The organism is Streptomyces sp. O3, assembly GCF_054788135.1.
Genome location: NZ_JBTVYK010000018.1, coordinates 46,643 through 71,439 on the forward strand (window position 1 = coordinate 46,643; position 24,797 = coordinate 71,439).

19 protein-coding genes are annotated in these 24,797 nt (G+C 71.0%); 15 read left to right on the top strand and 4 right to left on the bottom strand.

Features of this window, described 5'->3' with window-relative positions:
• Positions 1–164 precede the first annotated feature (164 nt).
• The 4 genes from ACX6XY_RS11640 to ACX6XY_RS11655 are packed head-to-tail and all read left to right on the top strand — an operon-like array spanning position 165 to position 7,015.
• Positions 165–1,427 (top strand): glycosyltransferase, encoded by a 1,263-nt coding sequence (locus tag ACX6XY_RS11640; RefSeq protein WP_460328975.1) that lies wholly within the window; start codon positions 165–167, stop codon positions 1,425–1,427.
• Complete coding sequence (locus tag ACX6XY_RS11645; RefSeq protein ID WP_460328977.1) at positions 1,424–3,157, top strand: ArnT family glycosyltransferase; 1,734 nt, start codon at positions 1,424–1,426, stop codon at positions 3,155–3,157. The genes ACX6XY_RS11640 and ACX6XY_RS11645 overlap by 4 nt, the downstream gene beginning before the upstream one ends.
• Positions 3,154–4,476 (top strand): glycosyltransferase, encoded by a 1,323-nt coding sequence (locus ACX6XY_RS11650; protein ID WP_460328980.1) that lies wholly within the window; start codon positions 3,154–3,156, stop codon positions 4,474–4,476. The genes ACX6XY_RS11645 and ACX6XY_RS11650 overlap by 4 nt, the downstream gene beginning before the upstream one ends.
• Before the next feature lie 37 nt (positions 4,477–4,513).
• Positions 4,514–7,015 (top strand): galactose oxidase-like domain-containing protein, encoded by a 2,502-nt coding sequence (locus ACX6XY_RS11655; RefSeq protein WP_460328982.1) that lies wholly within the window; start codon positions 4,514–4,516, stop codon positions 7,013–7,015.
• A 52-nt stretch (positions 7,016–7,067) separates the two neighbouring features.
• On the opposite strand, the gene trhA is transcribed toward ACX6XY_RS11655, so the two are convergent.
• Complete coding sequence (trhA, locus tag ACX6XY_RS11660) at positions 7,068–7,808, bottom strand: PAQR family membrane homeostasis protein TrhA (protein WP_460328984.1); 741 nt, start codon at positions 7,806–7,808, stop codon at positions 7,068–7,070.
• A gap of 184 nt (positions 7,809–7,992) precedes the next feature.
• On the opposite strand from trhA, the gene ACX6XY_RS11665 reads away from it, so the two are divergent.
• Entirely contained in the window at positions 7,993–9,873 is a 1,881-nt protein-coding gene (locus ACX6XY_RS11665) for a phosphoenolpyruvate carboxykinase (GTP) (protein WP_460328987.1), read from the top strand.
• A 126-nt stretch (positions 9,874–9,999) separates the two neighbouring features.
• Positions 10,000–10,482 (top strand): SCO4983 family protein, encoded by a 483-nt coding sequence (locus tag ACX6XY_RS11670; protein WP_460328989.1) that lies wholly within the window; start codon positions 10,000–10,002, stop codon positions 10,480–10,482.
• Between the two features lie 71 nt (positions 10,483–10,553).
• Here the strand turns inward: ACX6XY_RS11670 and ACX6XY_RS11675 are convergent, their stop codons facing one another.
• Together ACX6XY_RS11675 and ACX6XY_RS11680 are read right to left on the bottom strand one after the other, a co-directional pair.
• The gene (locus ACX6XY_RS11675) at positions 10,554–11,765 is read right to left on the bottom strand and encodes a pyridoxal phosphate-dependent aminotransferase (protein ID WP_460328991.1); all 1,212 of its coding nucleotides are present in this window, start codon (positions 11,763–11,765) and stop codon (positions 10,554–10,556) included.
• Positions 11,766–12,089: 324 nt separating this feature from the next.
• Positions 12,090–13,394 (bottom strand): amino acid deaminase, encoded by a 1,305-nt coding sequence (locus ACX6XY_RS11680; RefSeq protein WP_460328993.1) that lies wholly within the window; start codon positions 13,392–13,394, stop codon positions 12,090–12,092.
• 238 nt (positions 13,395–13,632) lie between these two features.
• On the opposite strand from ACX6XY_RS11680, the gene ACX6XY_RS11685 reads away from it, so the two are divergent.
• On the top strand, positions 13,633–14,091 hold the full coding sequence (locus ACX6XY_RS11685; RefSeq protein ID WP_460328997.1) for a hypothetical protein: 459 nt from the start codon (positions 13,633–13,635) through the stop codon (positions 14,089–14,091).
• Between the two features lie 3 nt (positions 14,092–14,094).
• Here the strand turns inward: ACX6XY_RS11685 and ACX6XY_RS11690 are convergent, their stop codons facing one another.
• Complete coding sequence (locus ACX6XY_RS11690; protein WP_460329000.1) at positions 14,095–15,846, bottom strand: chitinase; 1,752 nt, start codon at positions 15,844–15,846, stop codon at positions 14,095–14,097.
• Between the two features lie 194 nt (positions 15,847–16,040).
• Here ACX6XY_RS11690 and ACX6XY_RS11695 point away from each other — a divergent pair, with 194 nt between their 5' ends.
• From ACX6XY_RS11695 to ACX6XY_RS11730, 8 genes are all read left to right on the top strand, one after another.
• Positions 16,041–17,081 carry a hypothetical protein gene (locus ACX6XY_RS11695; RefSeq protein WP_460329089.1) on the top strand — a complete coding sequence of 347 codons (1,041 nt, stop codon included), beginning with the start codon at positions 16,041–16,043 and terminating at the stop codon, positions 17,079–17,081.
• Positions 17,082–17,271: 190 nt separating this feature from the next.
• Positions 17,272–17,994: a Flp pilus assembly protein CpaB gene (gene cpaB, locus ACX6XY_RS11700; protein WP_460329003.1), complete on the top strand. Its 723-nt coding sequence runs from the start codon at positions 17,272–17,274 to the stop codon at positions 17,992–17,994.
• An 8-nt stretch (positions 17,995–18,002) separates the two neighbouring features.
• Complete coding sequence (locus ACX6XY_RS11705; protein WP_460329005.1) at positions 18,003–19,631, top strand: AAA family ATPase; 1,629 nt, start codon at positions 18,003–18,005, stop codon at positions 19,629–19,631.
• Positions 19,628–20,008: a TadE family protein gene (locus ACX6XY_RS11710; RefSeq protein ID WP_460329007.1), complete on the top strand. Its 381-nt coding sequence runs from the start codon at positions 19,628–19,630 to the stop codon at positions 20,006–20,008. The genes ACX6XY_RS11705 and ACX6XY_RS11710 overlap by 4 nt, the downstream gene beginning before the upstream one ends.
• A 29-nt stretch (positions 20,009–20,037) precedes the next feature.
• Positions 20,038–21,399 carry a CpaF family protein gene (locus ACX6XY_RS11715; protein ID WP_460329009.1) on the top strand — a complete coding sequence of 454 codons (1,362 nt, stop codon included), beginning with the start codon at positions 20,038–20,040 and terminating at the stop codon, positions 21,397–21,399.
• A complete protein-coding gene (locus tag ACX6XY_RS11720; protein WP_460329010.1) occupies positions 21,399–22,337 on the top strand; it encodes a type II secretion system F family protein in 939 nt (312 codons plus the stop codon). Before ACX6XY_RS11715 ends, ACX6XY_RS11720 begins: the two co-directional genes overlap by 1 nt.
• Before the next feature lie 20 nt (positions 22,338–22,357).
• Positions 22,358–23,248, top strand: a complete 891-nt coding sequence (locus ACX6XY_RS11725) for a DUF5936 domain-containing protein (RefSeq protein WP_460329012.1) — start codon at positions 22,358–22,360, stop codon at positions 23,246–23,248.
• 1 nt (position 23,249) lies between these two features.
• Positions 23,250–24,797: a sensor histidine kinase gene (locus ACX6XY_RS11730; protein ID WP_460329015.1), complete on the top strand. Its 1,548-nt coding sequence runs from the start codon at positions 23,250–23,252 to the stop codon at positions 24,795–24,797.

Genomic DNA, 24,797 nt, shown 5'->3' on the forward strand with positions numbered 1-24,797 from the left:
GAAACATGGCATTTCCCCGAACTCTGTCTGAGATTCACATGATCCCTCTATCCTCGGTGCAGTAATGGGGGTGGCGCGGCCGTCCGGCCGCGCCCCAGGGGACTGCGTGCTTCAGGGGCGCGCGCTTCAGGGCTCTGCGTGTTTCAGGGTCTGGGGGGACTCATTTGTTCACGTCCGTACTGATCGTCTGCGTTTCGCTGACGCTGTTCTGGATGGCTGCCTTCACCCTGTGGTGGCAGATGCACGCCTGGCGCACGCCGGAGACACTCGCGGCGACCCGCTTCGCACCGCCCAGGGGCGGCACCGGCCTCTCCTTCTCGCTCCTCGTACCGGCCCGCCACGAGCAGGCCGTGCTCGACCACACCATCCAGCGACTGCTGGAATCCAGCCACGCCGCCTACGAGATCATCGTCATCGTCGGCCACGACGACCCGGACACCGCCGAGGTCGCCCACGGCGCGGCGGCCCGCGACCCGCGCGTACGGGTCGTCACCGACACCCACGCCACCAAGAACAAGCCCAAGGCGCTGAACACCGCGCTGCCCGAGTGCCGCGGCGACGTGGTCGGCGTCTTCGACGCCGAGGACCAGGTGCACCCCGAGCTGCTCACCCACGTGGACCACGCCTTCCGCTCCACCGGCGCGCATGTGGTCCAGGGCGGAGTACAGCTGATCAACTTCCACTCCAGCTGGTACAGCCTGCGCAACTGCCTGGAGTACTTCTTCTGGTTCCGCTCCCGGCTGCACCTGCACGCCCAGAAGGGGTTCATCCCGCTCGGCGGCAACACCGTCTTCGTCCGCACGGACGTGCTGCGGGACGCGGGCGGCTGGGACCCCGACTGCCTCGCCGAGGACTGCGACCTGGGGGTACGCCTGTCCAGCGCGGGCAAGCGCGTCGTCGTCGCGTACGACAGCGACATGGTGACCCGCGAGGAGACGCCCGGCAGCCTGATATCCCTGCTCAAGCAGCGCACCCGCTGGAACCAGGGCTTCCTGCAGGTGTACCGCAAACAGGACTGGAAACGGCTCCCCGGCCGCGGCCAGCGGATGCTGGCCCGCTACACCCTGATGACCCCCTTCCTCCAGGCGTTCACCGGCGTGGTCATCCCGCTCAACGTCGCCGTGGCCCTCTTCCTCGACGTCCCGGTGGGCATCGCCTTCGTCACCTTCCTGCCGCTGATCACCGCCATCGTGACCTTCGTCTTCGAAGTGGTCGGACTGCATGACTTCGGCAAGCAGTACGGGCTGAGGGTCCGCCTCGCGCACTATCTGAAGCTCGTCATCGGCGGCCCCTTCTACCAGATGCTCCTGGCCGGCGCGGCGATCCGCGCGGTCTGGCGGGAGCAGCGGGGCCGTAGCGAGTGGGAGCTGACCAGCCATGTAGGGGCGCATCTCAGCCACGAGGAGCACGAGGAGACCGCCAGGTGACCTCCACCCTTCCCGCGGTGGGCACGTCCGGCGTCCCCGCGCAGCGCACCCGTGCGCGATCCGCCCAGCGCGTCCTCACCGCACGCCCCGTCATACGGTTCCGCAGCTCGCCCGCCGACCTGGCGCTCTGCGCCGTCCTGCTCGCCGCGATCCTCGTCGTCCAGGGCTGGAACATCGCCGCCTACCCCACCCTGAGCGACGACGAGGGCACCTACCTCGCCCAGGCCTGGGCCGTCCAGCAGGGCGAGGGGCTCGCCCACTACACGTACTGGTACGACCACCCGCCGCTCGGCTGGATCCAGCTCGCCCTGCTCACCTGGATCCCCGCCTGGCTGTCGCCCGACCTGATGACCGTCGGCACCATGCGGATCGCGATGCTGCTGGTCAGCGCCGCGAGCGCGGCCCTGCTCTACATCCTGGCCCGTCGGCTGTGGCTGCCGCGCTGGGCGGCGGCCCTGGCCATGGCGCTCTTCGGGCTGTCGCCGCTCGCCGTCGTCCTCCAGCGTGAGATCTTCCTGGACAACATCGCCGTGATGTGGATGCTGCTGGCGTTCTGCCTGGCCGCGTCCCCCAACCGGCATCTGTGGCACCACATCGCGGCCGGGATCACCGCCGCGGTCAGCGTGCTCACCAAGGAGACCATGCTGCTCGTGCTGCCCGCGCTGCTGGTGACCATGTGGCGGCACAGCCACCGCGACACCCGCAAGTTCGCCGTCACCGGCGCGGTCACCTCCTGCGCCCTGATCGGCCTCGGCTATCCGCTGTACGCCCTGCTCAAGGGCGAGTTGTTCTCAGGTGAGGGGCATGTCTCGCTGTGGGACGGCATCACGTACCAGATGACCCGCCCCGGCTCCGGGTTCATCCTGGACGCGGGCTCGGGGTCGCACGAGGTCCTTCAGGCCTGGCTGTACTACGACCGGGTGCTGCCGCTCGGCGGGCTCGCCGGGGCGCTGGTGCTGCTGCTCGCGCTGCGCTGGTCGGTCACCGCGCGGGCGCTGGCCGGGCCCGCGCTCACGGTGGCGGTGCTGGCGCTGGTGGCGATGCGCCCCTCGGGGTATCTGCCCGCGATGTACGTCATCCAGGCGCTGCCGTTCCTCGCGCTGGTGCTGGCCGGGGCGGCGGCCAGCGTGGCCCACGGCGTCCTGCGGCGGTCGCGCGCGTCCGGCGAGCGGCGGGTGTTCACCGGGCTGCGCTGGGCGCTCGCCCTCGCGCTCGCCTCTCTCGCGCTCGCCTACACCGCGCCCCGCTGGTACGACGGCAACCGCACCGCGATGACCGTCGACGCCAACGGCCCCTATCGCGCGGCCGCCGTCTGGATGGCCAACGAGGTGCCCGACCGCGCCGACACGCGGGTGCTGGTCGATGACTCGCTCTGGCTCGATCTGGTGCACGCGGGCTATCAGCCGGGGCTGGGCGCGATCTGGTTCTACAAGGCCGACCTCGACCCGGCGGTCACCAAGACGCTGCCGGGCGGCTGGCGGGACCTGGACTATGTGGTGTCGTCGCCGACGGTACGACGTGACTCGCCCGAACTGGCCACGGTCAGCGCGGCGCTGAAGCACTCGACGCCCGTCGCCGTCTTCGGCGAGGGCGCGGACCGCATAGAGATCCGCGCGGTCGACGCCGGGGCGGGCGACGCCGGGGCGGGCGACGGAGGGACCGACGGTAGCGGGACCGGTGGTAGCGGGACCGGTGGTAGTGGTACCGACGGTACCGGGGAGAGCCGATGAGCAGTACCGTGCCCACGCCCGCGGAGGGGACGTTCGCCGCCGCCCTGACGGATGTGTCCGACCCGGCTGCGGCCGCCCTGACGGACCTGCCCGCCACGGACGCGCTCGCCGTCGACGCCCCCGCCGTCGACGTCCCCGACCCCGGTGCCGTCACCGTGATCATTCCGACCCGTGACGAGGCAGCCCGCGTACGGGAGTTACTCCGTCGGATCACCGAGTCGATACCGGCGCGGCTGCCCTGCGAGGTCGTCATCGTCGACGACTCCACGGACGACACCGCGCGGATCGCCCAAGAGGCCGCCCGCACCTGCCCGTTCCCGGTCACCGTCATCCACCGCGACCACCCCGACAGCGGATCCGGCGGCGGATCCGGCGACGGGTTCGGCGGCGCGGTCGTCGAGGGCCTGAAGGCCGCGACGTCCGACTGGGTCGTGGTCATGGGCGCCGACCTCCGCCATCCGCCGTCGCTGGTACCGGAGTTGGTCGCCACCGGCGAGGAGCGCGGCGCCGACCTCGTCGTCGCCACCCGCGCCCCGGCGTCCCGTACGGCCGCCTGGCTCGCCAAGGGCCTCTTCCCGCGCGCGCTGCGCGGCGTCAGCGACCCGATGAGCGGCTTCTTCGCGATCCGCCGCAGCGCCGTGACCACGGACGCGCTCAAACCGCCCGGTCGGGACATCCTGCTCGAACTCGCCGTGCGCCGCCGCCCCGGCACGGTCGCCGAAGTGCCCTACACCGTCCAGGACCGGTACGCGGCCGAGTCCAGGCCGACCGCTGGCGAGTGCCCCCGGTTCCTGCGGCGGCTGGTGGAGCTGCGTACGGCGTCGCCGCTCGCCCGCATGGCGGCCTTCGGGCTGATCGGCGTCACCGGCTTCGTACCGAACCTGGCCGCGCTGTACGTCCTCACCCGCGCCGGGATGCACTACCTCCCCGCGGAACTCCTCGCCAACCAGCTCGGCGTGGCCTGGAACTTCCTGCTCATCGAGGTGCTGCTGTTCCGCGAACGCCGTCGGCACCGGCACTGGGCGGACCGCACGGCACGCTTCGCGCTGCTCGCCAACGCGGACCTGGTGCTGCGCCTGCCGCTGATCGCGCTGCTGGTGGGGGCGTGGGGGGTCGCGGTGCTGCCCGCGACCGTGAGCGCGCTGCTCATCACGTTCGTCCTGCGGTACGCGGCCACGGAGGCGCTGATCTACCTGCCGCGCCGCGGACGCCGCGGACGCCGCGAGCGTCGCGCCGCCCGCGCGAGCCACCCGTCGGCGGCACCGGCCACACCGACCGCACCGGCCGCACCCGCGACACCCGTAAGAGGAAAGGCGTAACGAGCCGCATCACGCGTACGACAAGAGGGGACACCCAGTGATACCCAGCCGCATACCCCGACGCGCCACACCCCGGCGCAGACTCCGCACCGCCCTGCTGGCGGTCTCCGTACTCACCGGCGGGCTGCTGGTCTCCGTACCGCAGCAGCAGGCCGCCGCAGCGCCCAACCTCATCAAGAACCCCGGCTTCGAGACGGCGGGCGAGGGCGATATGCCCGCCTGCTGGAGCAAGTCCGGCTGGGGCGACAACGACTTCACCTTCGAGACCGTCGCCGACGCCCGCTCCGGGACCAAGGCGATGAAGGTCGAGCTGACCCGCCGCGTCGACGGCGACCGCAAGGCGCTGATCACCGAATCGGCCGAGTGCGCGCCGACCGTGGACGAGGGCGCGCAGTACGACCTGTCTCTTTGGTACAAGTCGACCACCCCGGACGCCTCGATCACGCTCTTCCGCAGGGACGCCACGGACGGCTGGCAGTACTGGACCGACCTCAAGACGCTACCGGTGAGCGAGGCCTACGCCGCGGCCGAGGTGCGTACACCGCAGATCCCGGCCGGTACCGAACAGATCACCTGGGGCGTCTCGGTGTTCGGCGTCGGCGCGGTCACCACGGACGACTACGTGATGGAGCGGGTCGAGGAGCCCGTGCCGGACCCGGAATGCACCGGCACGGCGGCGGAGTGCGCGGACGGCGCGTGGGAGGTGCTGCCGACTGAGAACCCGGTGCGCTCCATGCACTCGGTCGTGCTGCACAACGGGAAGGTGCTGCTGATCGCGGGCTCCGGCAACGACCCGGAGCGGTTCGAGCGGGGCGAGTTCGAGACGACGCTCTACAACCCGGCCGACGGCACGTACAAGGACGTCTACACGCCCGACGACATGTTCTGCGCGGGCCATGTGCAGCTGTCCGACGGCAAGGTCCTGGTGATGAGCGGCACCAGCGGCTACGACGACGGCACCATCGGCTACCAGGGCTACAAGGACTCGTACCTGTTCGACCCGGAGACCGAGTCCTACGTCAAGACCAACGACATGAACGACGGACACTGGTACCCGTCCGCGACGATCCTGGGCAACGGCGACGTGCTGTCGCTCGGCGGCCTGCGCGAGGACTCCTCGGGCTCGGTGACGACCGAGCGCTGGTCGGCGGAGCAGAACAAGTGGCTGCCGACCCACGAGGTCAACCAGACCTGGTCGTTCTGGGGCCTGTACCCCTCGATGATCCTGATGCAGGACGGGCGGCTGTTCTACTCGGGCAGCCATGTCTTCGGCAACGGCCTGCCCGGAACCGGCGCGTCGATCTACGACTACGACGCCAACACCATCACCGACGTGCCCGGTCTGCAAAGGAAGGACGAACGCGACCAGTCGGCGAGCGTGCTGCTGCCCCCGGCGCAGGACCAGAAGGTGCTGACCATGGGCGGCGGCAACATCGACACCAACCCGGACGGCAACCGGCTGACCGACATCATCGACCTCAAGCAGGCCGACCCGGCCTACCGCAACGGCCCGCTGCTCCCGCAGGGCAAGGTCGACCTGGGCGACGGACCGGTGGACCAGACCGGCGACCAGGGCAAGATGTACGTGTCGGCCGTCCTGCTGCCCGACGGCAAGGTCCTGGAGACCGGCGGCGCGCTGCACAACCGGGCCGACCCGGTGTACGAGACGTCGATCTTCGACCCGGAGACGGAGACCTTCGACCAGGTCGCCGTCGACCCGGAGGCGCGCGGCTACCACTCGTCGGCGTTCCTGCTGCCGGACGGCCGGGTGATGACCACCGGCGACAATCCGGGTGACGGCTCCTGGAACCACAATGTGTCGGTCTACACCCCGCCGTACCTCTTCAAGGGCGAGCGCCCGGAGATCACCTCGGTGATCAACAAGGAGTGGAAGTACGGCGACACCCAGCGGATCACCGTGGACCGGCCGATCGCCAAGGCCGAGCTGATCAAGCCAGCGGCCGTGACGCACTCGTCCGACCCCAACCAGCGGTTCGTCGATCTGCCGCTCTCGGTCGACGGCGACAACGTCGACCTGAATGTGACGTCCAACCCGAACCTGGCCCCGCCCGGCTGGTACATGCTGTTCGCGGTCGACGCGAACGGTGTGCCGTCGGTGGCGGAGTGGGTCAAACTGGGCGGCCCCGCGGCGCTGGCCGACGACACGCCGAAGGCGCACATCCACGATTTCGCGGGGGACGTCGGGGAATCGACGGAGAAGTCCAAGGACTCCAAGGACTCCAAGGAGTCAAAGAAGCCCAAGAAGTCGAAGAAGGCGAAGAAGCTGCCGAAGAAGCGGGATTCGCAGCCGGTCAGTCCGCAGATCTCGGGCTGTGACCGGCACTACGGGAGCGCGAACGTCTGCGTCCCGACGGTCTTCCCGAAGTCCGTCGCGGCGACGACCGCGGCCCGGTGCACCTGGCTGGCCGACCACGACTACGGCCGCCTCCGGGTCAACGGCCAGGAGGACCCGCTGAAGCTGGACCCGAACGGGGACGGCGAGGCCTGCACGAAGGCCGACGTGCGGCGCGCTCGCTAGCGCGACGGCCCCGGCGTACGGCCCGCGCCCGACTCGCGTACGGCCAGCGCGCTCACGCGTGCTGGCCGTACGCGACCAGGGAGATCCCCACGTAGTGCACGACGAACGCCGCCAGCGTGAACGAGTGGAACACCTCGTGGAAGCCGAACCAACGCGGTGACGGGTTCGGCTTCTTCAGCCCGTAGATCACCCCGCCCGCGCTGTACAGCAGCCCGCCCACGATCACCAGCACCAGTACGGCCACGCCGCCCACCCGCAGGAAGTCCGGCAGGAAGAACACCGCGGCCCAGCCCATCGCGAGATAGCAGGGCGTGTAGAGCCAGCGCGGCGCGCCGACCCAGAAGACCCGGAACGCGATTCCGGCCACCGCTGCCGCCCAGATCGCCCACAGCAGCGCCCGTCCGGTGGAACCGGGAAGCAGGAGCAGCGTCAGCGGGGTATAGGTGCCCGCGATGATCAGGAAGATATTGGCGTGGTCGAGCCGCCGCAGCACGGCCTCGCCGCGCGGGCCCCAGTTCCCCCGGTGGTATATCCCGCTGATGCCGAAGAGCAGACACGCGGTCAGGACGTAGACCCCGCAGGCTATCCGCGCGCGCGTGGAGTCGGTGAAGACGATCAGCACGAGCCCGGAGACCAGGACCGCGGGGAACATCCCGGCGTGCAGCCACCCCCGCAGCCGGGGCTTGACCCCGTGCGGCGCCGGGCTCAGGGCGCTCGCCGGGTCCGGAGCGCCCGGCGGAGGCGAAGGTGTCTCGGTCGTGTCGGTCGGCGCCTCGGCCTCGCGAGAAGTCATGGCTGTCATGGTAGCTACGGGCCCGTAAGTTCCGGGTCGGCGAGTGGTAACGCTCACGTGTGACGACCCCTGGACAGATGGGCGCGACCGTCGGATGATCAAATGAGTGAGGTCGACACCGGATGAGCGCCCTGAAGCACCGCAGCGAAGCGTCCGGGTCGCGGCCCCCATGGGGCGACAGTCAATGAAAGCGGACACCTTGGACAGGGGTGTCCCTCCCACACACCCTCATACAGGAGCGATCGTGGCGCGCGACGCTGTGCTTCCCACCCACCACCAAGAGCTGATCTCCTGGGTCGACGAGATCGCCGCACTCACACAGCCGGACCGGGTGGTCTGGTGCGACGGTTCGGAGGCGGAGTACGAGCGCCTGGCCGAGGAGCTGGTCGCCAGGGGAACCTTCAAGAAGCTCGACCCGGTCAAGCGCCCGAACTCCTACTACGCGGCGTCGGACCCCTCCGACGTGGCGCGCGTCGAGGACCGCACCTTCATCTGCTCCGAGAAGGAGGAGGACGCGGGTCCGACCAACCACTGGAAGGACCCCGCCGAGATGCGCGAGATCTTCCAGGGCAAGGACGAGCAGGGCGGCGTCTTCCGGGGCTCGATGCGCGGCCGCACCATGTACGTCGTCCCGTTCTGCATGGGCCCGCTCGGCTCCCCGCTCTCCGCGATCGGCGTGGAGATCACCGACTCCGCGTATGTCGCCGTCTCGATGCGCACCATGACCCGCATGGGCCAGGCGGTCCTGGACGAGCTCGGCACGGACGGGTTCTTCGTCAAGGCCGTCCACTCGCTCGGCGCGCCGCTGGCCGAGGGCGAGGCGGACGTCCCCTGGCCCTGCAACACCACCAAGTACATCTCGCACTTCCCCGAGTCGCGCGAGATCTGGTCGTACGGCTCCGGCTACGGCGGCAACGCGCTGCTCGGCAAGAAGTGCTACGCGCTGCGCATCGCCTCGGTGATGGCCCGCGACGAGGGCTGGCTGGCCGAGCACATGCTGATCCTGAAGCTGACCCCGCCGCAGGGCGAGGCGAAGTACGTCGCCGCGGCCTTCCCGTCCGCCTGCGGCAAGACCAACCTCGCCATGCTGGAGCCGACTGTCTCCGGCTGGACGGTCGAGACCATCGGCGACGACATCGCCTGGATGCGCTTCGGCGAGGACGGCCGCCTGTACGCGATCAACCCCGAGGCCGGGTTCTTCGGCGTCGCGCCCGGCACCGGCGAGCACACCAACGCCAACGCCATGAAGACCCTCTGGGGCAACTCCGTCTTCACCAATGTCGCGCTCACCGACGACGGCGACATCTGGTGGGAGGACATGACCGAGGAGAAGCCCGCGCACCTCACGGACTGGAAGGGCAACGACTGGACCCCCGAGTCCACCACCCCGGCCGCCCACCCGAACGCGCGGTTCACCGTCCCCGCGTCGCAGTGCCCGATCATCGCGCCCGAGTGGGAGGACCCCAAGGGCGTGCCGATCTCCGCGATCCTCTTCGGCGGCCGCCGCGCCTCCGCCGTCCCGCTGGTCACCGAGTCCTTCGACTGGAACCACGGCGTCTTCCTCGGCGCCAACGTGGCCAGCGAGAAGACCGCGGCCGCCGAGGGCAAGGTCGGCGAGCTGCGCCGGGACCCGTTCGCGATGCTGCCGTTCTGCGGCTACAACATGGGCGACTACATGGCCCACTGGATCAAGGTGGGCGCCGGTAAGGACCAGGCCAAGCTGCCGAAGATCTACTACGTCAACTGGTTCCGCAAGAACGAGGCGGGCAAGTTCGTCTGGCCCGGCTTCGGCGAGAACAGCCGCGTCCTGAAGTGGATCGTCGAGCGCCTGGACGGCCGCGCGGACGGCGTCGAGACGCCCATCGGCATCCTGCCGACCAAGGAGGCGCTGGACACCGAGGGCCTGGAGCTCGCCGAATCCGAGCTGGACTTCCTGCTCAGCGTCGACAAGGAGGTCTGGCGCGAGGAGGCCGCCCTGGTCCCCGAGCACCTCAACACCTTCGGCGACCACACGCCGACTGAGCTGTGGGACGAGTACCGCGCCCTGGTGAAGCGCCTGGGCTGAGCCGATCGGGAGGGGCGGCGGGGCCGGGCTCCGGCGCCGGGCTCCAGCGCCCCTCCAGGATCCGACGCAACTTTAGACGCGATCTAAGGTAGGATGGTCTCACCGCGTGAGTAGGAGGCCGTCCCCATGTACGAACCGATCCACACCAAGTCGGTCCACAAGGCGACCGGCGCACGCTCCGCCGCGGGCTCCGGCCCCGGCCCCGACTCCGACTATCCGCACCGCTCGCGCGAGGAGGAGCTGGACATCCAGCTCGCCGGGCATCTCGCGGCCCTGCTCGCCCTCACCGACGAGCTGCGCGCGCTGACCACGGACGCCGACCGCGCGGCGGACCTGACGGCGGCCGTGGACGACCTCGCCCGGCAGATCGCCCGGCTGCGCGGCGGCGAGCACCCCGCACGGGCCGCGGTCGCCACCGCCGTCCACGAGCCGCACATCGCTGATCTGCACCGACGCGCCCACGCCCTCGCGGGCCGCGCGCTCGTCGTCGCCGCGTCCCGCGCGGACACGGCGGCGGCCATCCTCGCCGCCGAGCGCATGGACGCGCACGAGACGGCGCTCGCGCCGAGCGGCCCCCGCGGCTCGCGGGAACTGACCGGCGCGCACTGAGACCGGCCCCGGTCCGCGCCGACCTGTGGCCGCGCGGACCGGGCGCCAGCGCTGCGTTGCTACGACACGCCCTAGGGCTGGCTGTAGCCGTCCAGGAAGTTCCCGATACGGGTGACCGCGTCCGACAGGTCCGTCGCCTGGGGCAGCGTCACGATCCGGAAGTGGTCGGGCTCCGGCCAGTTGAAGCCGGTGCCGTGCACCACCATGATCTTCTCGCGGCGCAGCAGGTCGAGCACCAGCTGCCGGTCGTCCTTGACCTTGAAGACGTTCGGGTCGAGCCGCGGGAAGAGATACAGCGCGCCCTTCGGCTTGACGCAGGTCACGCCCGGAATCTGGGTGAGCAGCTCATACGCGGCGTTCCGCTGTTCGAGCAGCCGCCCGCCCGGCAGCACCAGATCGTTGATCGTCTGACGCCCGGTGAGCGCCGCGACCACGCCGTGCTGGGCGGGCATGTTCGCGCACAGCCGCATGTTCGCGAGGACCGTCAGACCCTCGATATACGACTCGGCGTGCGCGCGCGGCCCCGAGATCACCATCCATCCGGCGCGGTAGCCCGCCACCCGGTACGCCTTCGACATGCCGTTGAAGGTCAGCGTCAGCAGGTCGGGGGCGATGGCGGCGGTCGGGGTGTGCGTCGCGCCGTCGTACAGGATCTTGTCGTAGATCTCGTCGGAGCAGACCAGCAGATTGTGGCGGCGCGCGATGTCGGTCAGCCCGCGCAGCATCTCGTCGCTGTACACCGCGCCGGTGGGGTTGTTCGGGTTGATGATCACGATCGCCTTGGTGCGGTCGGTGACCTTCCGCTCCACGTCGGCGAGGTCCGGCATCCAGTCCGCCTGCTCGTCGCAGCGGTAGTGCACGGCGGTGCCGCCGGACAGCGAGACGGCCGCCGTCCACAGCGGGTAGTCGGGCGCGGGGACCAGCACCTCGTCGCCGTCGTCGAGCAGGCCCTGCATGGCCATCACGATCAGCTCGGACACGCCGTTGCCGATGAAGACGTTCTCGACGTCCGACTCCACGCCGAGCGTCTGGTAGTGCATCGTCACCGCGCGCCGCGCCGCGAGCAGGCCCTTGGCGTCGCCGTAGCCGTGCGCGGAACCGAGGTTGCGCAGCATGTCCTCAAGGATCTCCGGCGGGCACTCGAACCCGAAGGCCGCGGGGTTGCCGGTGTTCAGCTTGAGGATGCGATGCCCCGCTGCTTCGAGCCGCATCGCCTCCTCGAGCACCGGGCCCCGGATCTCGTAACAGACGTTTGCGAGCTTCGTCGACTGGATCACCTGCATGCGGCAACTTTACGGGCGCGCTTCCCGGCGGCGCGCGGTGTTTCCCGCTCCGGAGCCGCGCCGGGCCCGGATACGGACCGCCATAGCCCCGGCCGGGCCTTCCATCGCAATGCGGCCGTCGGCGTTCGCACGCGGAACGCAGGTCCGGGGTCGGCCGCGGGCTTGGAAGTGCCGTCGCGGCGGGCGGCGACGTGAGGTGCGCCACCTGAGGTGTGACACCGGGGCACGGGACCGGGCCGCGGGACTGGGTCGCGGCGTCTGGCCACGGCGCCTGGCCACGGCGCCTGGCCACGGTCCTCGACCGGGCCGGGGTTGCGGCTCGCGTCAGAAGTAGGTGCGGACGTAGTCCACTACCGTGCCGTCCGCCTCCACCAGCGGGATCAGCTGCCACTTGTCGAAGGATGTGCACGGGTGGGAGAGACCCAGCCCCACCCAGTCCCCGACCGCGAGCTCCGCCCCCGGCTCCGTACGCAGCCACGCGTGCTGGTCGGACAGCGCCGTCACCGCGATCCCGTCGGCGGCCCGCACCTCGCCCGTACGGGCGTCCCGTACGGCCTGCGCCTCCGGCAGATCCAGGTCGTGCGCCGCGTCCCGCTTGCCCGCGTTCACGAACGCCTGGTCCGGCGCGGGCCGGGACACCACCTGTGACCAGAGCCGGAACGCGGGCCGCAGCTCGCCCTCCGCCGGGACCCGGTTGAACGGCGTACGGCGACGGTACTGGCCGTCGTCATGCGAGACATACGCCCCCGAGCGCAGCAACTTCAGCACCGGCGCCGACAGGTCGGGAATCTCCGCGAAGACGTCCGCGACCGCGTCGAACCACTCGCTGCCCCCCGCGCTGACCACGATCTCGTCCAGGTCCTTGAACCGGCCGTCCGCGTCGAGCGCGACGGCGAGCGCGACGAGCCGCCGCACCCAGGCGCGCACCCGCTCGCCGTCCGCGTCGGGCACCGGCGCCTCGTACCCCGCGACGCCCACCAGGCGCAGCGTGTCGGCCGCCGCCACCGCGCCCGCGATCTCCAGGCACTCGGCCTCGGTGCGCACCCCGGTGCGCGCCCCCTCGCCCGCGCCCAGCTCGATCGTGACGTCGACCGGGCGGACGGCGCGCGCGTCCCGCAGCGCGGCGTGCATCAGCTCGACGCCGCGCACCGAGTCGACATAGCAGATCAGCCGGAACGCCGGATCGGCCGCGAGCTCACCGGCCAGCCAGCGCAGCGCCGCCGCGTCCACCAACTCGTTGGCGAGGAAGATCCGTTCGACGCCGAACGCGCGGGCGACCCGTACCTGATGCGGCACCGCGACCGTGATGCCCCACGCGCCGTGCGCCAGCTGCCGGTCGAACAGCCGGGGCGCCATGGACGTCTTGCCGTGCGGCGCGAAGGCCAGTCCGTGCCGCTCCGCGTAGGTCTCAAGGAGCGCGAGGTTGTGCGCGACGCGCTCGGCCGACAGGGCCAGTACGGGCGTGGTGAAGCCGCCGGTGAACAGGTTGCGGCGCTGGGCGGCGAGCTCGCCGACGGTCAGCCCGTCGGCGTCCGGCGGCAGCCCCTTGAAGCGGAAGTCCACGCGTTCGTTCGCGAGTTCCCCGAGTCGCCCGAGTTCTGTGCGCTCCGGGGGTGCCGCTGCCGCCATCGGGTTCCTCCTCGTGCCGCCCCGCACCTCGTGTCGCATTCCTTGCAACGTGCGTTGCGTCTGTTGCTGCCCCGTGTCTAACATCCGGCTCGACACCAGGTCAACGGACCCCATACCTCCCGCAGCGCACCCATGAGGAGCCCGCCCGCCTGCCCCGCCTGCCCCGGTTGACGGCCCGCCCGCCCCGGCTGGTGGCCTGCCCGGCCCGCCGTACCCGCCCCCCGTACGATGGCCCCCCATGGATCAGCAGCGTCCCCCGCACGCCCCCGGACCCCATCCCGGACCCCACCCCGGACCCGCCCCTGGTTTCGGCCCGCCTCCGCCCGCGTACGCGCCAGCCGCCCAGGCCCCGGCTCCGCCCCCGCCCCCGTACGCGCCGGGCGGCGTCCCGAGCCCGGACGGCGCCCCCTTCCCGGAGTTTTTGGCCGCTGACCCGCACAACGGGGTCGTCATCGACGAGGACGGCGTCCGGCTCGAACAGCACGGCTCCGCCATCGAGTTCACCTGGCCGGAGATCCGGACCGTCCACTACGCCAACGGCCCGTACGGCTGGCTGCTGGTGGGCGTGGCGCTCACCGACGGCAGGTTCTACGAGTGCCGGGTGAACGCCAAGCGCCAGGATCGGCTGTACGAGTGGCTCACCGAGATCGCCCCGGTGCTCGACTACTACCTGACGCATCCGCCCGCCGGGAGCTGAGCGTCACGGGAGGCCGTGCACATGCGGGCCCACGACCCGCGACCACGCGTCGCCCGCCGTCGCGTCCCAGTTGGTCGACCAGGTCATCGCGCCCCGGATGTCCGGGTACGTACGGGACGGCTTGAAGGAGCCGCACCGGGTGCCCTTGGCGAGGCAGTCGAGCGCGGCCGTCACCACCGACGGGTCGACGTACCCGCTGCCCGCGCCGCGGGGCGAGGCCGGGGTGCCGAACCCGATCTGCGACGCGTCCAGGCCGCCTTCGAGCTGGATGCAGGCCAGCGCGGTGAGGAAGTCCACCGACCCCTGCGAGTAGACCTGGCCGTCGCACCCGAGCATCGAACCACTGTTGTAGTACTGCATGTTGACGACGGTCAGGATGTCCTTCACGTTGAGCGCCGTCTTGAAGTACTCGGTCGACGTCGACTGCATGTCGAGGGTCTGCGGGGCCATGGTGAGCACCAGACCGGAGCCCGCGAGCCCGGACAGCTGACGCAACGCCTTCGTCAGATAGGTCGAGTTGATGCCGTGCTCCAGGTCGATGTCGACCCCGTCGAACCCGTACTCGCGCATCAGCGCGTAGGCGCTGTTCGCGAAGGCGGCGGCGGACGCGTCGCTGTTGATCGTGACGTTGCCCTTCTCGCCGCCGACCGAGATGATCACGGCCTTGCCCGCGTCCCGCTTGGCCTGGATGTCCGCCTTGAACTCGGTGACGGAGCCGTAGCCCACGGCCGGGTCGAGGTTGAAGGTGATCTCGCCGGGCGTGGCCGTCGAGTCGGCGAAGGACACCGCGATGATGTCGTACGCGTCCTGGACGTCCCGGAGCTTCTGCACGGTCGCGCCGTTGTCGAAGTTCTGCCAGTACCCGGTCACCGCGTGCTTGGGCACCTCGCCTCCTCCGCCGTCGCCCGACGGCCGCGTACGCGCGGTCACGGCCGCCGACTTCTCCGACTCGCCCGCCGCGTTGACCGCGGTGACCTGGAAGGAGTACGAGGTGTCCGGGGTCAGCCCCGGCACGGTGGCCGATGCGCCGCTGGTCTTCAGCACACGGGTCCCGTCCTGGTAGACGTGGTAGCCGTCGGCCCCGGTGACCGGCGACCAGGACAGGTCGACGGACGTGGCGGTGGTCGCTCCCGCCGCCAGGTCTGAGGGCGTCGCCGGGACGTCCGGGTCGGGCTCGCCGTCCCCGCCGTCAGGGCCGAACACGGACACGTCGTCGGCGAAGTAGGCGGACTGCCCGTACCAGCCGTGCAGATACACCGTCACCGAGGTGGTCGAAGGCCCGGTGGTGAAGGAGGTGGTCAGCTCCTTCCAGTCCCCTGAGCCGGGGCTCCAGGTAGACACGTCCGTGGTCCCGGTGTCCCGCGCGCCCAGGAAGGCGTACCCGCCCTGGACCCAGGCGCTCATGTCGTACGTGGAGTTCGGCTGTACGGCGACGGTTTGGACGCACTCGGCGTTCTGCTGCCCGGCGGGTGTGGCGCGCAGCGCGGACGCGCCGCCGTGTACGGGGGAGGAGACGGCCGTGCCGCTGCCCGCCACGCAGGTCCAGTCGGCGAGACCGGACTCGAAGCCCGCGTTCTTCACGACGTTGACGTCGTCGGCGGCGGCAACGGCGGCGGTGGCTGTGGCGTCGGTGGCGTCAGCGTCGGTGGCGAGTCCGGTGAGCACCAACGCGGTCGCCCCGACGAGGGCGGTCAGGGTGCTGGTCCAAGGTCGACTGTTCCAAGGTCTGCTGAGCGCACGTGAGTTGCGGTCCACGAGTGCCTCCGGGTGTGGGGGGTGGCCTCCCGAAGCAATCTGGTCCAGACCAATAAAACTGTCAAGACTTCACACACTCGCCCGCCGATTGCTCCGCCGCCTCCCGCCCTCGCCGTCGCGCACTTCACCCTCCGCTGATCAAGAACTCACCAGGAGTTACGCGGATCCAGTGTTGAGGGGCGCATCACGTGGATATGGTGCAGTGGCGGAGTGACACAGAAGGTGTGCGGAACGTGTGGTGTCAGGAGGTGTGCTGCGTGCCGACCGCGATAGCCGTCACCGGAGAGGGCCTGGCCCTGCCGTCCCCCGACCGGCAGACGCCGCCCGCCGTCGTCCTGCGCGCACCCCGGCCGGACAAACCCGCCAGGATGGCGGCCAAGAGCCGGGATCCGCACGGCGATTGCTCCCTTGAGGAGTCGCTCACCGAGACACACGGCCTCCTCGAACGGCACGGCTATGTCATCGTGCTCTACCCCGCGTCGCTCCCGGCCGCCGTAGTCCACCGGCTGCACGCGGTCCGCTCCGTCCTGGAGTCCGACCGTATCGCCCTGCTCGCCCTGGATCTCCCGCCGCTCGGCGTCGCCGCGCTCGCGCTCCAGCTCCGCCAGCTCTCCATCTGCGACTTCAGCCCCGGAGTGCTCGCGTCGGCGGCCCGGCTGCTGTCGCACTACGTCTACGCGGGCGCCGTACTGGGCTCGGTCACCAAGCTGGACCGGGTCCCGGTGAGCCTCAAGGCGCACGCCAAGTCCTGGGTTCCGGGCGCCCAGTTCGCCGTACTGGCCAGCCCCGAGCCCCAGCTCGTCAAACTCGGCGGCAACCCGGCCAAGAGCGCCAAGAGCGCCAAGAGCGCCAAGAGCGGCGGAAGCCCGGAAGCCGCCCAGGCCGCCCTGGCCGGACCCGACTTCAGCACCCACCTGCTGACCGCCGCGAGCGGCCAGCTGTCGACCGACTGGGTCACCCGGACCCTCGCCCCGTCCTGGCGGGTGCAGGGCGTCGGCGAGGTGCCGCTGCCCGCCGAATCCGCCCGCTGGTGGGCCACCGGGAAACTGGTCGAGTTCACGGCGGCGATCCCCGACATCTCCGTGCTGTACCAACTGGTCGCGTCCGTCCGGCGCGAGGAGTGCCGTTGGTGCGGCCTTGAGCTGATAGGAGACCGCTGCGGATTCTGCGCCTCGCCCCTCGCCGCGCCCGAACACGCCGCACCCTCCAGGAGGGCCCTGACCACCGGCACGTAACGCGTCACAGCTCCGTACAACTCGACAGCACAACCCGACAGCACAACCCGACAGTCACGCAAGAACGTAACCGAGAACGGCCAAGCACAGCTCAGCTCAGCGCAGTTCAGCCCAGAGCAGTCCAGCCCAGCTCAGCGCACAGCCCGACCCGCAAGCGTCCCTCACGTCCCTGATCGAGGTTGCTCCGCCGATGAACTCTCGCCAGCGCCGCGGCATCATCCTGCTGCTCGTCTCCGTCCTGTGCGCCGTCGGCGCGTTCGCCGGAGTGCTCTCGGTGATCCGCGACGTGAACTCCAAGGTCGGCCCCGAGGTCCCGGCGTACCGGCTGAAGAGCGACATCGCGCCGTACAAGGAGCTGACCGCGGGGCAGTTCGAGAAGATCGAGATGCCGGAGCGCTGGCTCTCGGACAACGCGGTCACCGACCTGGCCGAGATCCGCGGCAAGATCGCCGTCACCCAGCTCCGCAAGGGCTCGCTCCTCCAGAGCGACATGATCGTCAAACGCCCCGAACTCGGCGACGGCGAACAGGAGATCGCCATCATGATCGACGCGGCCACCGGCGTCGCGGGCAAGATCACACCGGGTTCGACGGTCAACATCTTCGCCACCTACAAGGGCGACGGCAAAGGCGACGGCGAAGGCGCCAAGGACCAGTCCAAGGTCATCGTCCAGAACGCCAGGGTCCTGGACGTCGGCAAGCTCACGCCCCTGGAGCGGACCAGCGACGACCGCCGCCGCAACCGGCCGACCGACGCCGTCCCGATCACCTTCGCCCTGAACACCCTGGACGCCCAACGGGTCGCGTTCGCCGAGTCCTTCGCCACCCACGTACGCCTCGCCCTGGTCAACCGGGGCGGCGGCACCCCGGTCAGTCCGGGCGACCGCAGCTACACCCTCGACGACGACAAGTGAGGGACCTGGTGACCACCCGCATACTCCCCGCCGTAGGCGACCTGGACGCGGCCCGCTCCCTGAGCACCCTCCTCAGCCAGCTCCCCGAGGCCGAACCCGCGCTCCCCGTCACCGACTCGACGGCGCTGCTCGACACCCTCGCCCGCCTGGCGAGCGAGTCGGTCGACGAGCTGCCCGAGGCGGTCCTCGTCCACGAGCGCATCGGCCCGGTGCCCGCCCTCGAACTGATCCGCGAAGTAGCCCTCCGCTTCCCGGCCGTGGGCGTCGTCCTGATCACGTCGGACGCCAGCCCCGGCCTGTTCACGGCGGCCATGGACTCCGGCGCGCGCGGCCTGATCGGCCTCCCGCTCGGCTACGAGGAGGTCGCGGCCCGCGTCCAGACGGCCGCCGCCTGGTCCGTCGGCGTACGCCGCCACCTCACCAGCGGCGCGGACGTGTTCTCCGGTCCCGGCGGTACGGTCGTGACCGTCACCGGCGCCAAGGGCGGCGTGGGCGCCACGCTCACCGCCGTCCAACTGGCCCTGGCCGCCAAGGCGTCCGGCCGCTCGACCGCGCTCCTCGACCTGAACCTCCAGTCCGGCGACGTGGCCTCCTACCTCGACGTCCAGTTCCGCCGCTCGATCGTCGACCTGGCCGGAATCAGCGACATCTCGCCGCGCGTCCTCCAGGACGCGGTCTTCGCCCACCCCACCGGCATCGGCCTGCTCCTGGCGCCGGGCGAGGGCGAACGGGGCGAGGAGGTCACCGACCGGGTCGCCCGCCAGGCGGTCAGCGCCCTGCGCAACCGCTACGACGTGGTCGTCGTCGACTGCGGCACTCAGATGACCGGCGCCAACGCCGCCGCGATCGAGATGGCCGACCAGGCGGTACTGCTGGTCACCCCCGACGTGGTGGCCGTACGCGCGGCCAAGCGCATGGTCCGCATGTGGGACCGCCTCCAGATCCGCAAGGCGGAGGAGACGGTGACGGTACTCAACCGCCACACCCGCAACACGGAGATCCAGCCCGCCCTGGTGGAACGCATCACCGGCACCACGGTCGCCCGCGCCACCGTCCCCGCGAACTTCAAGGAACTCCAGTCCGCCGTGGACGCGGGCCGCATGCAGGACCTCGACGCCCGCGGCACGGTCAAACAGGCCCTGTGGAGCCTGGCGGGCGAACTGGGCCTGACGACCAGAGACCCGGCCCCCGACGCGCCGCCCTCGAAGGGCGGCGGCCGCCTGGCGGGCGACCGGGGTGCGATCGGCTTCCGCCGCCGCCGAGGCGACCGCGGAGACCGCGGCGCGGTGACCCTGGAGTTCGCCGGAATGGCCCCCTTGATCTTCACCGTGATCGCCGTCCTCTGGCAGTGCGTCCTCTACGGCTACACGTACTCCCTCGCGGGCAACGCGGCGGACGAAGGCGCCCGAGCGGGCGCGGTGGCGGCGGTACGGGGCGCGGACCCGGCGTCCGAGTGCGAGACCGCGGCGGGCGCCCACCTGCCCGGCGCCTGGGCAGGCGGCTTCCAGATCACCTGCGGCGGCGGAGGCGACGTCTACCGCGCGGACGTCACCGTCGACGTCCCCCTGTTCTTCCCAGGCTTCAACGCGGGCTGGACGGTAGACGGCAGCGCGGGCGCGGTCCGGGAGGGCGAATGAGAACCCAGCTGAGACCCCCACCCCCACCCACCCGCAGACTCCGAACCGACCGCGGCTCCGCGATCCTCGAATTCACCGGCTTCCTGCCCATCCTCCTCCTGGTAGGCCTAGCGGCCATCCAACTGGGCCTGGTCGGCTACGCCTACGAACAGGCGGGCTCCGGCGCCCGAGCCGCAGCCCGCGCCGAGGCGCGAGAAGCGGGCACCGGCGAGGCAGCAGGCCAAGCCGCGATGAGCGACTGGCTGGACGCGGCCCCCGCCGTCGGCGGCGACGACCTGGTCACCGCGACGGTCACCGTAGACATCCCCACCCTCATCCCCTTCGTGGACACCGGCTGGCAAGCCACCCGCACCGTCACCATGCCCAGCAATGACTGACGAGGGCCGCGAGGAAAGAAAGGAGCACCATGAGCCTCCGCGCCAGAATCGCCGCCCCCGAGGACCACGCCCCCGGCCGCGAGGACGACCACACCGTCGCCGTCTACCGCGCCAAGCTCCTCGAAGAGATCGACCTCGCCGAGATGTCGAGCCTCGCCGCGGCCGAGCGCAGGGCCCGCCTGGAACGCGTACTGGGCCACATCATCAGCCGCGAAGGCCCCGTACTCAGCACCTCGCAACGCGCCCAGCTGATCCGCAGAGTCGTGGACGAGGCCCTCGGCCTCGGCGTACTCGAACCGCTCCTCGAAGACGCCAGCATCACCGAGATCATGGTCAACGGCCCCGACGCGATCTTCGTCGAGCGCGGTGGCCGGGTAGAGCAGCTCCCGCTCCGCTTCGCGTCGAACGACCAGCTCATGCAGACCATCGAGCGCATCGTCTCGACCGTCAACCGCCGCGTGGACGAGTCGACTCCGATGGTCGACGCCCGCCTCCCCTCAGGCGAGCGCGTCAACGTCATCATTCCGCCGCTCAGCCTCACCGGCGCGACCCTCACCATCCGCCGCTTCCCCAAGCCGTACAAGCTCAACGAGCTGATCCGCCTGGGCTCGCTCGACGAGCAGATGCTGATGCTGCTCTCCAGCTTCGTCCGCGCCCGCTTCAACATCACCGTGTCCGGCGGTACGGGCACCGGGAAGACGACCCTCCTCAACGCGCTCTCCGCACTCATCCCCGACCACGAGCGCATCATCACCATTGAGGACTCGGCCGAACTCCAGCTGCAACAAGCACACGTCATCCGTCTCGAATCCCGCCCCCCGAATGTGGAGGGCAAGGGCCAGATCACCATCCGCGACCTGGTCCGCAACTCCCTGCGGATGCGCCCCGACCGCATCGTGGTCGGCGAGGTCCGCGGCGGCGAGACCCTCGACATGCTCCAGGCGATGTCGACGGGCCACGACGGCTCACTCGCCACCGTGCACGCGAACACCGCCGAGGACGCCCTGATGCGCCTCCAGACCCTCGGCTCGATGTCCGAGGTCGAGATCCCCTTCGAGGCGCTCAGGGACCAGATCAACTCGGCCGTGGACGTCGTCGTCCAGCTGACCCGCTTCGCGGACGGCACCCGCAAGATCACCGAGATCGCGCTGCTCGTCTCGCACGGCCGCGAACGCTTCAAGATCACCACGGTGTCCGCGTTCCAGGCGCAGCCGATGGCGGCCGACCGGATCGTACGGGGCGAGTTCCGCCACCTGCCGCTGCCCCGCCGCATCGCCGACCGGCTGTATCTGGCGAACGAGCCGATACCTCCGGCGTTCGGCGTGTACGACGACCGCGAGGGCTCCGGCGCGGACCTCCTGCTGGGCAACACCCGAGAGGCGGCGGGCTGATGACGGCGAACCTCGCCCCGCTGGCCCTGGGCGCCACCCTCCTCTGCGCCGTCTTCGCCATCGCGGGCCTGCACGTCTACCTCTCCGGCAAGGCCCAGCGCCAGGCCCTGGAGGACCGCCTCGCCGCCGCCGGCCCGCGCCTGCCGGGCCGCCACCGCCGGTTCACCGCCGTGGACCGCCGCGTCCGCAAGACCCGCGTCGGCAGGAGGATCCAGCTCAAGCTCGCCGCGACCGGCCTGGACCTGACCCCCGGCGAGTTCCTCGTCTACATGCTCGCCAGCGTCGTCGCCCTCTGGGTGATCGCCGCGAACGTCCTCGCGCCGTTCTTCGGCCCGATCGCGGGCCTGGTCGGCCTCTGGGGCGCGAACACCTTCCTCAACTGGCAGCGCCAGAAACGCATCGAGGCGTTCATCAACCAACTCCCCGACCTGGCCCGCCTCCTCGCCAACGGCGCGTCCGCGGGCCTGGCCCTGCGTACGTCCCTGTCCATGGCGGCGGACGAGCTGGAGCGCCCGGCGGGTGACGAACTCGCCACGGCCTCCGCACAGTTGGCGATGGGCCGCTCCCTCGATGACGCGCTCGGTGAACTCGCCGAGCGCCTGCCGTCCCGCGAACTGGCCGTCCTCGTCACCACCCTGATCCTGTCCAACAAGGCGGGCGGCACCCTCGTAGCCTCGCTGCGCAACCTCACCCAGACACTGGAGGAGCGCAAGGAGACCCGCCGCGAGGTCCGCACCATGCTCTCCGAGGTCAACGCCACCGCCTTCACGATCCCCTGCCTGGGCGTGGGCGCGATGCTCATGCTGAACACCATGAACGACGGCGCGCTGTCCCGCGTCACCGGCACCACGCTCGGCCAGGCCCTGATCCTGATCTCGCTCGGCCTGTACGCGGCGGGGTTCGTGGTCATCCGCCGCCTGGGAAAAATCGACGTCTGACCTGAGAGGAGCCGACCCCCGTGCTTGGCCTCGCCCTCGCTCTCCTCCTCGCCCTCTCCATCGCGGGCGTCTTCCAGGGCGTACGGATGTACCGCGCCGAAGCCGAACTCCCCAGCGACCTCGCCCTCGCCCTGGAGGTGGGAGCGACCCGCACCTCCGCCCCCGCATCCGCGATCGACCGTCTCGGGATGCGCCTCGCGCCCACCGTGCTCCGCCTGATGGGCCCCAAGCGGGTGGACGACAAGCGCCGCAAGATCGACCAGGCGGGCAACCCCGGCGGCCTCACCATCGACCGCTACGCCGCCCGCCGCGCCGTCTACGGCGTCTTCGGCCTGGTCTGCGCGCTGTCCCTGTTCGCGGGCGGCGCCCCGCTCTTCGCGCTCTTCGCCCTGGCCTTCGGCGCGTTCGCCGCCGACGCGCTCATCTGGCAGGCGACGCGCGAACGCAGGGAGCAGATCGAGCGCACCCTGCCCGACTTCCTGGACGTCCTGGCCGTCGTCGTCTCCGCCGGACTCGGCTTCCGCCAGGCCCTGGACCGCGTGGCGGAGCGCTACACCGGACCCTGGTCCGACGAACTCCGCATCACCCTGCGCCAGATGGACATGGGCGTGTCCCGCCGCCAGGCCTTCGAGGAACTCCGCCGCCGCAACGCCAGCGAGCAGGTGTCCCAGTTCGTCACCGCGCTCCAGCAGGGCGAGGAACTCGGCGCGCCGATCGCCGAGACCCTGATCCAGATCGCGAACGACATGCGCCGCACCGACGCCCAGAACGCGCGCCGCAGAGCCGCGAAGACCATCCCCAAGACCACGATGGTCACGCTCGTCTTCATGGTCCCGGCGACCCTGATCCTGATCGTCTGCGGCATGTTCCTCGGCTCGGACACCGACTTCGGCACGATCCTGGGAGGCTGAGATGGCCCTTTCAGCCAGTCCCGCGTTTGAGGGCGTCTTCGGGCCCCCCGGCACGGCCCCCACGTCCGCCCTCGGCACGGCCCCCACGTCCGCCCTCGCCGACGACGCTCCCGCCCTCGGCACGGCCCCCGCGTCCGCCCTCGGCGCGGCCCCCGCGTCCGCCCTCGCCGACGACGCTCCCGCCCTCGTCGACACCGCTCCCGCCTCCGCCTCTGCCTCTGCCTTCGCCGACGACGCCCCGGCCTCCGCGCTCGCCGACGACGCCCCCGCCCCCAGCCTCCCCATCCAGCTCAGCGCCCTCCAGGCCCTGTGCCGCCAGGTCTTCGGCTTCCGTCTCGCCCTGCTCGCGATCGGCGCCCCCTTCGCCCTGAACCGCGCCGACGGCCCCGTAGGCACCTGGCTCGTGGGCGCGGCCGTCGTCCTCACCCTGACGGCCTCGTACGCGATGCTGCGGGACTGGGAGACCCTGGGCCCGCTCGTCCTCCGGCACCGCTGGCTGATGGGCGTGGACCTGCTCTTCGGCGCGGTCCTGCTGCTCACCGCGTCCCCCGACTCACCCCTCGGCTACGCCGCCGTGTGCACCCCCCTGCTGGCCGGACTGCTCTACGGCTGGCGCGGATCCGGCGTCTACACGGCCGCCCAGATCGCCCTGCTCGCCGCCGCGTACACGGCCTGGCAGGACACCATCCGCAGCCCCGCCAGTACGCTCCTGATCACCGGCTTCTGCGTGGCGTCCGGGATCATCGGGGTCACCCTGCGCAACCTGATGTTCCGCTTCGGCGCCGCGACCCAGGCGCTCTCCGCCGCGACCGCCCGCCTCGCCGTCGCGGACGCCGTGGAGCGGGAGCGCGCCAGGCTCGCGCGCGAGATGCACGACTCCGTCGCCAAGACCCTGCACGGCGTCGCCCTGGCCGCGGACGGCCTCGCGGCGGGCGCGGACCGCATGGACCCGCGGACGGTCAGGGAACAGGCTGCCCTGGTCGCGCGCAGCGCCCGCCGCGCGGCGACGGAGTCCCGCGAACTCCTCGCGGACCTGCGCAGACGCGCGGACCTGGGCGGAGACGCCGACGGCCTAGACATCGTGGACGAACTCTCCGCCCGAGTAGCCGACTTCACCACCCGAACCGGCATCCCCACCACCTTCACCCCTGGCACCCCTGGCACCCCTGGCACCCCTGGCACCCCTGGCACCCCTGGCACCCCTGGCATCCCCACGGTCCGGCTCGTCGTGGCCCGCCAGCTGCTCGCCATCACCACCGAGGCCCTGGAGAACGCCCACCGCCACGGCGAGCCCGACGCGGTCACGGTCGAGGCGGGCATCGTGCCCGACGCCGTGGGCGAGCTGCTGCGCATCAGCGTCCGCGACGACGGCAAGGGCCTGCCCCTCGGCGTCGACCTGGAAGACCTCCGCAAGGCGGGCCACTTCGGCTTGGTCGGCATGGTCGAGCGCGCGGCGAGCATCGGCGCCCGTATCCGCATCGGCAGGGGAGACGGCCCGACCGGCACGGAGATACGCCTGGACCTCCCCCTGTCGGCGGTGACCCGCTGA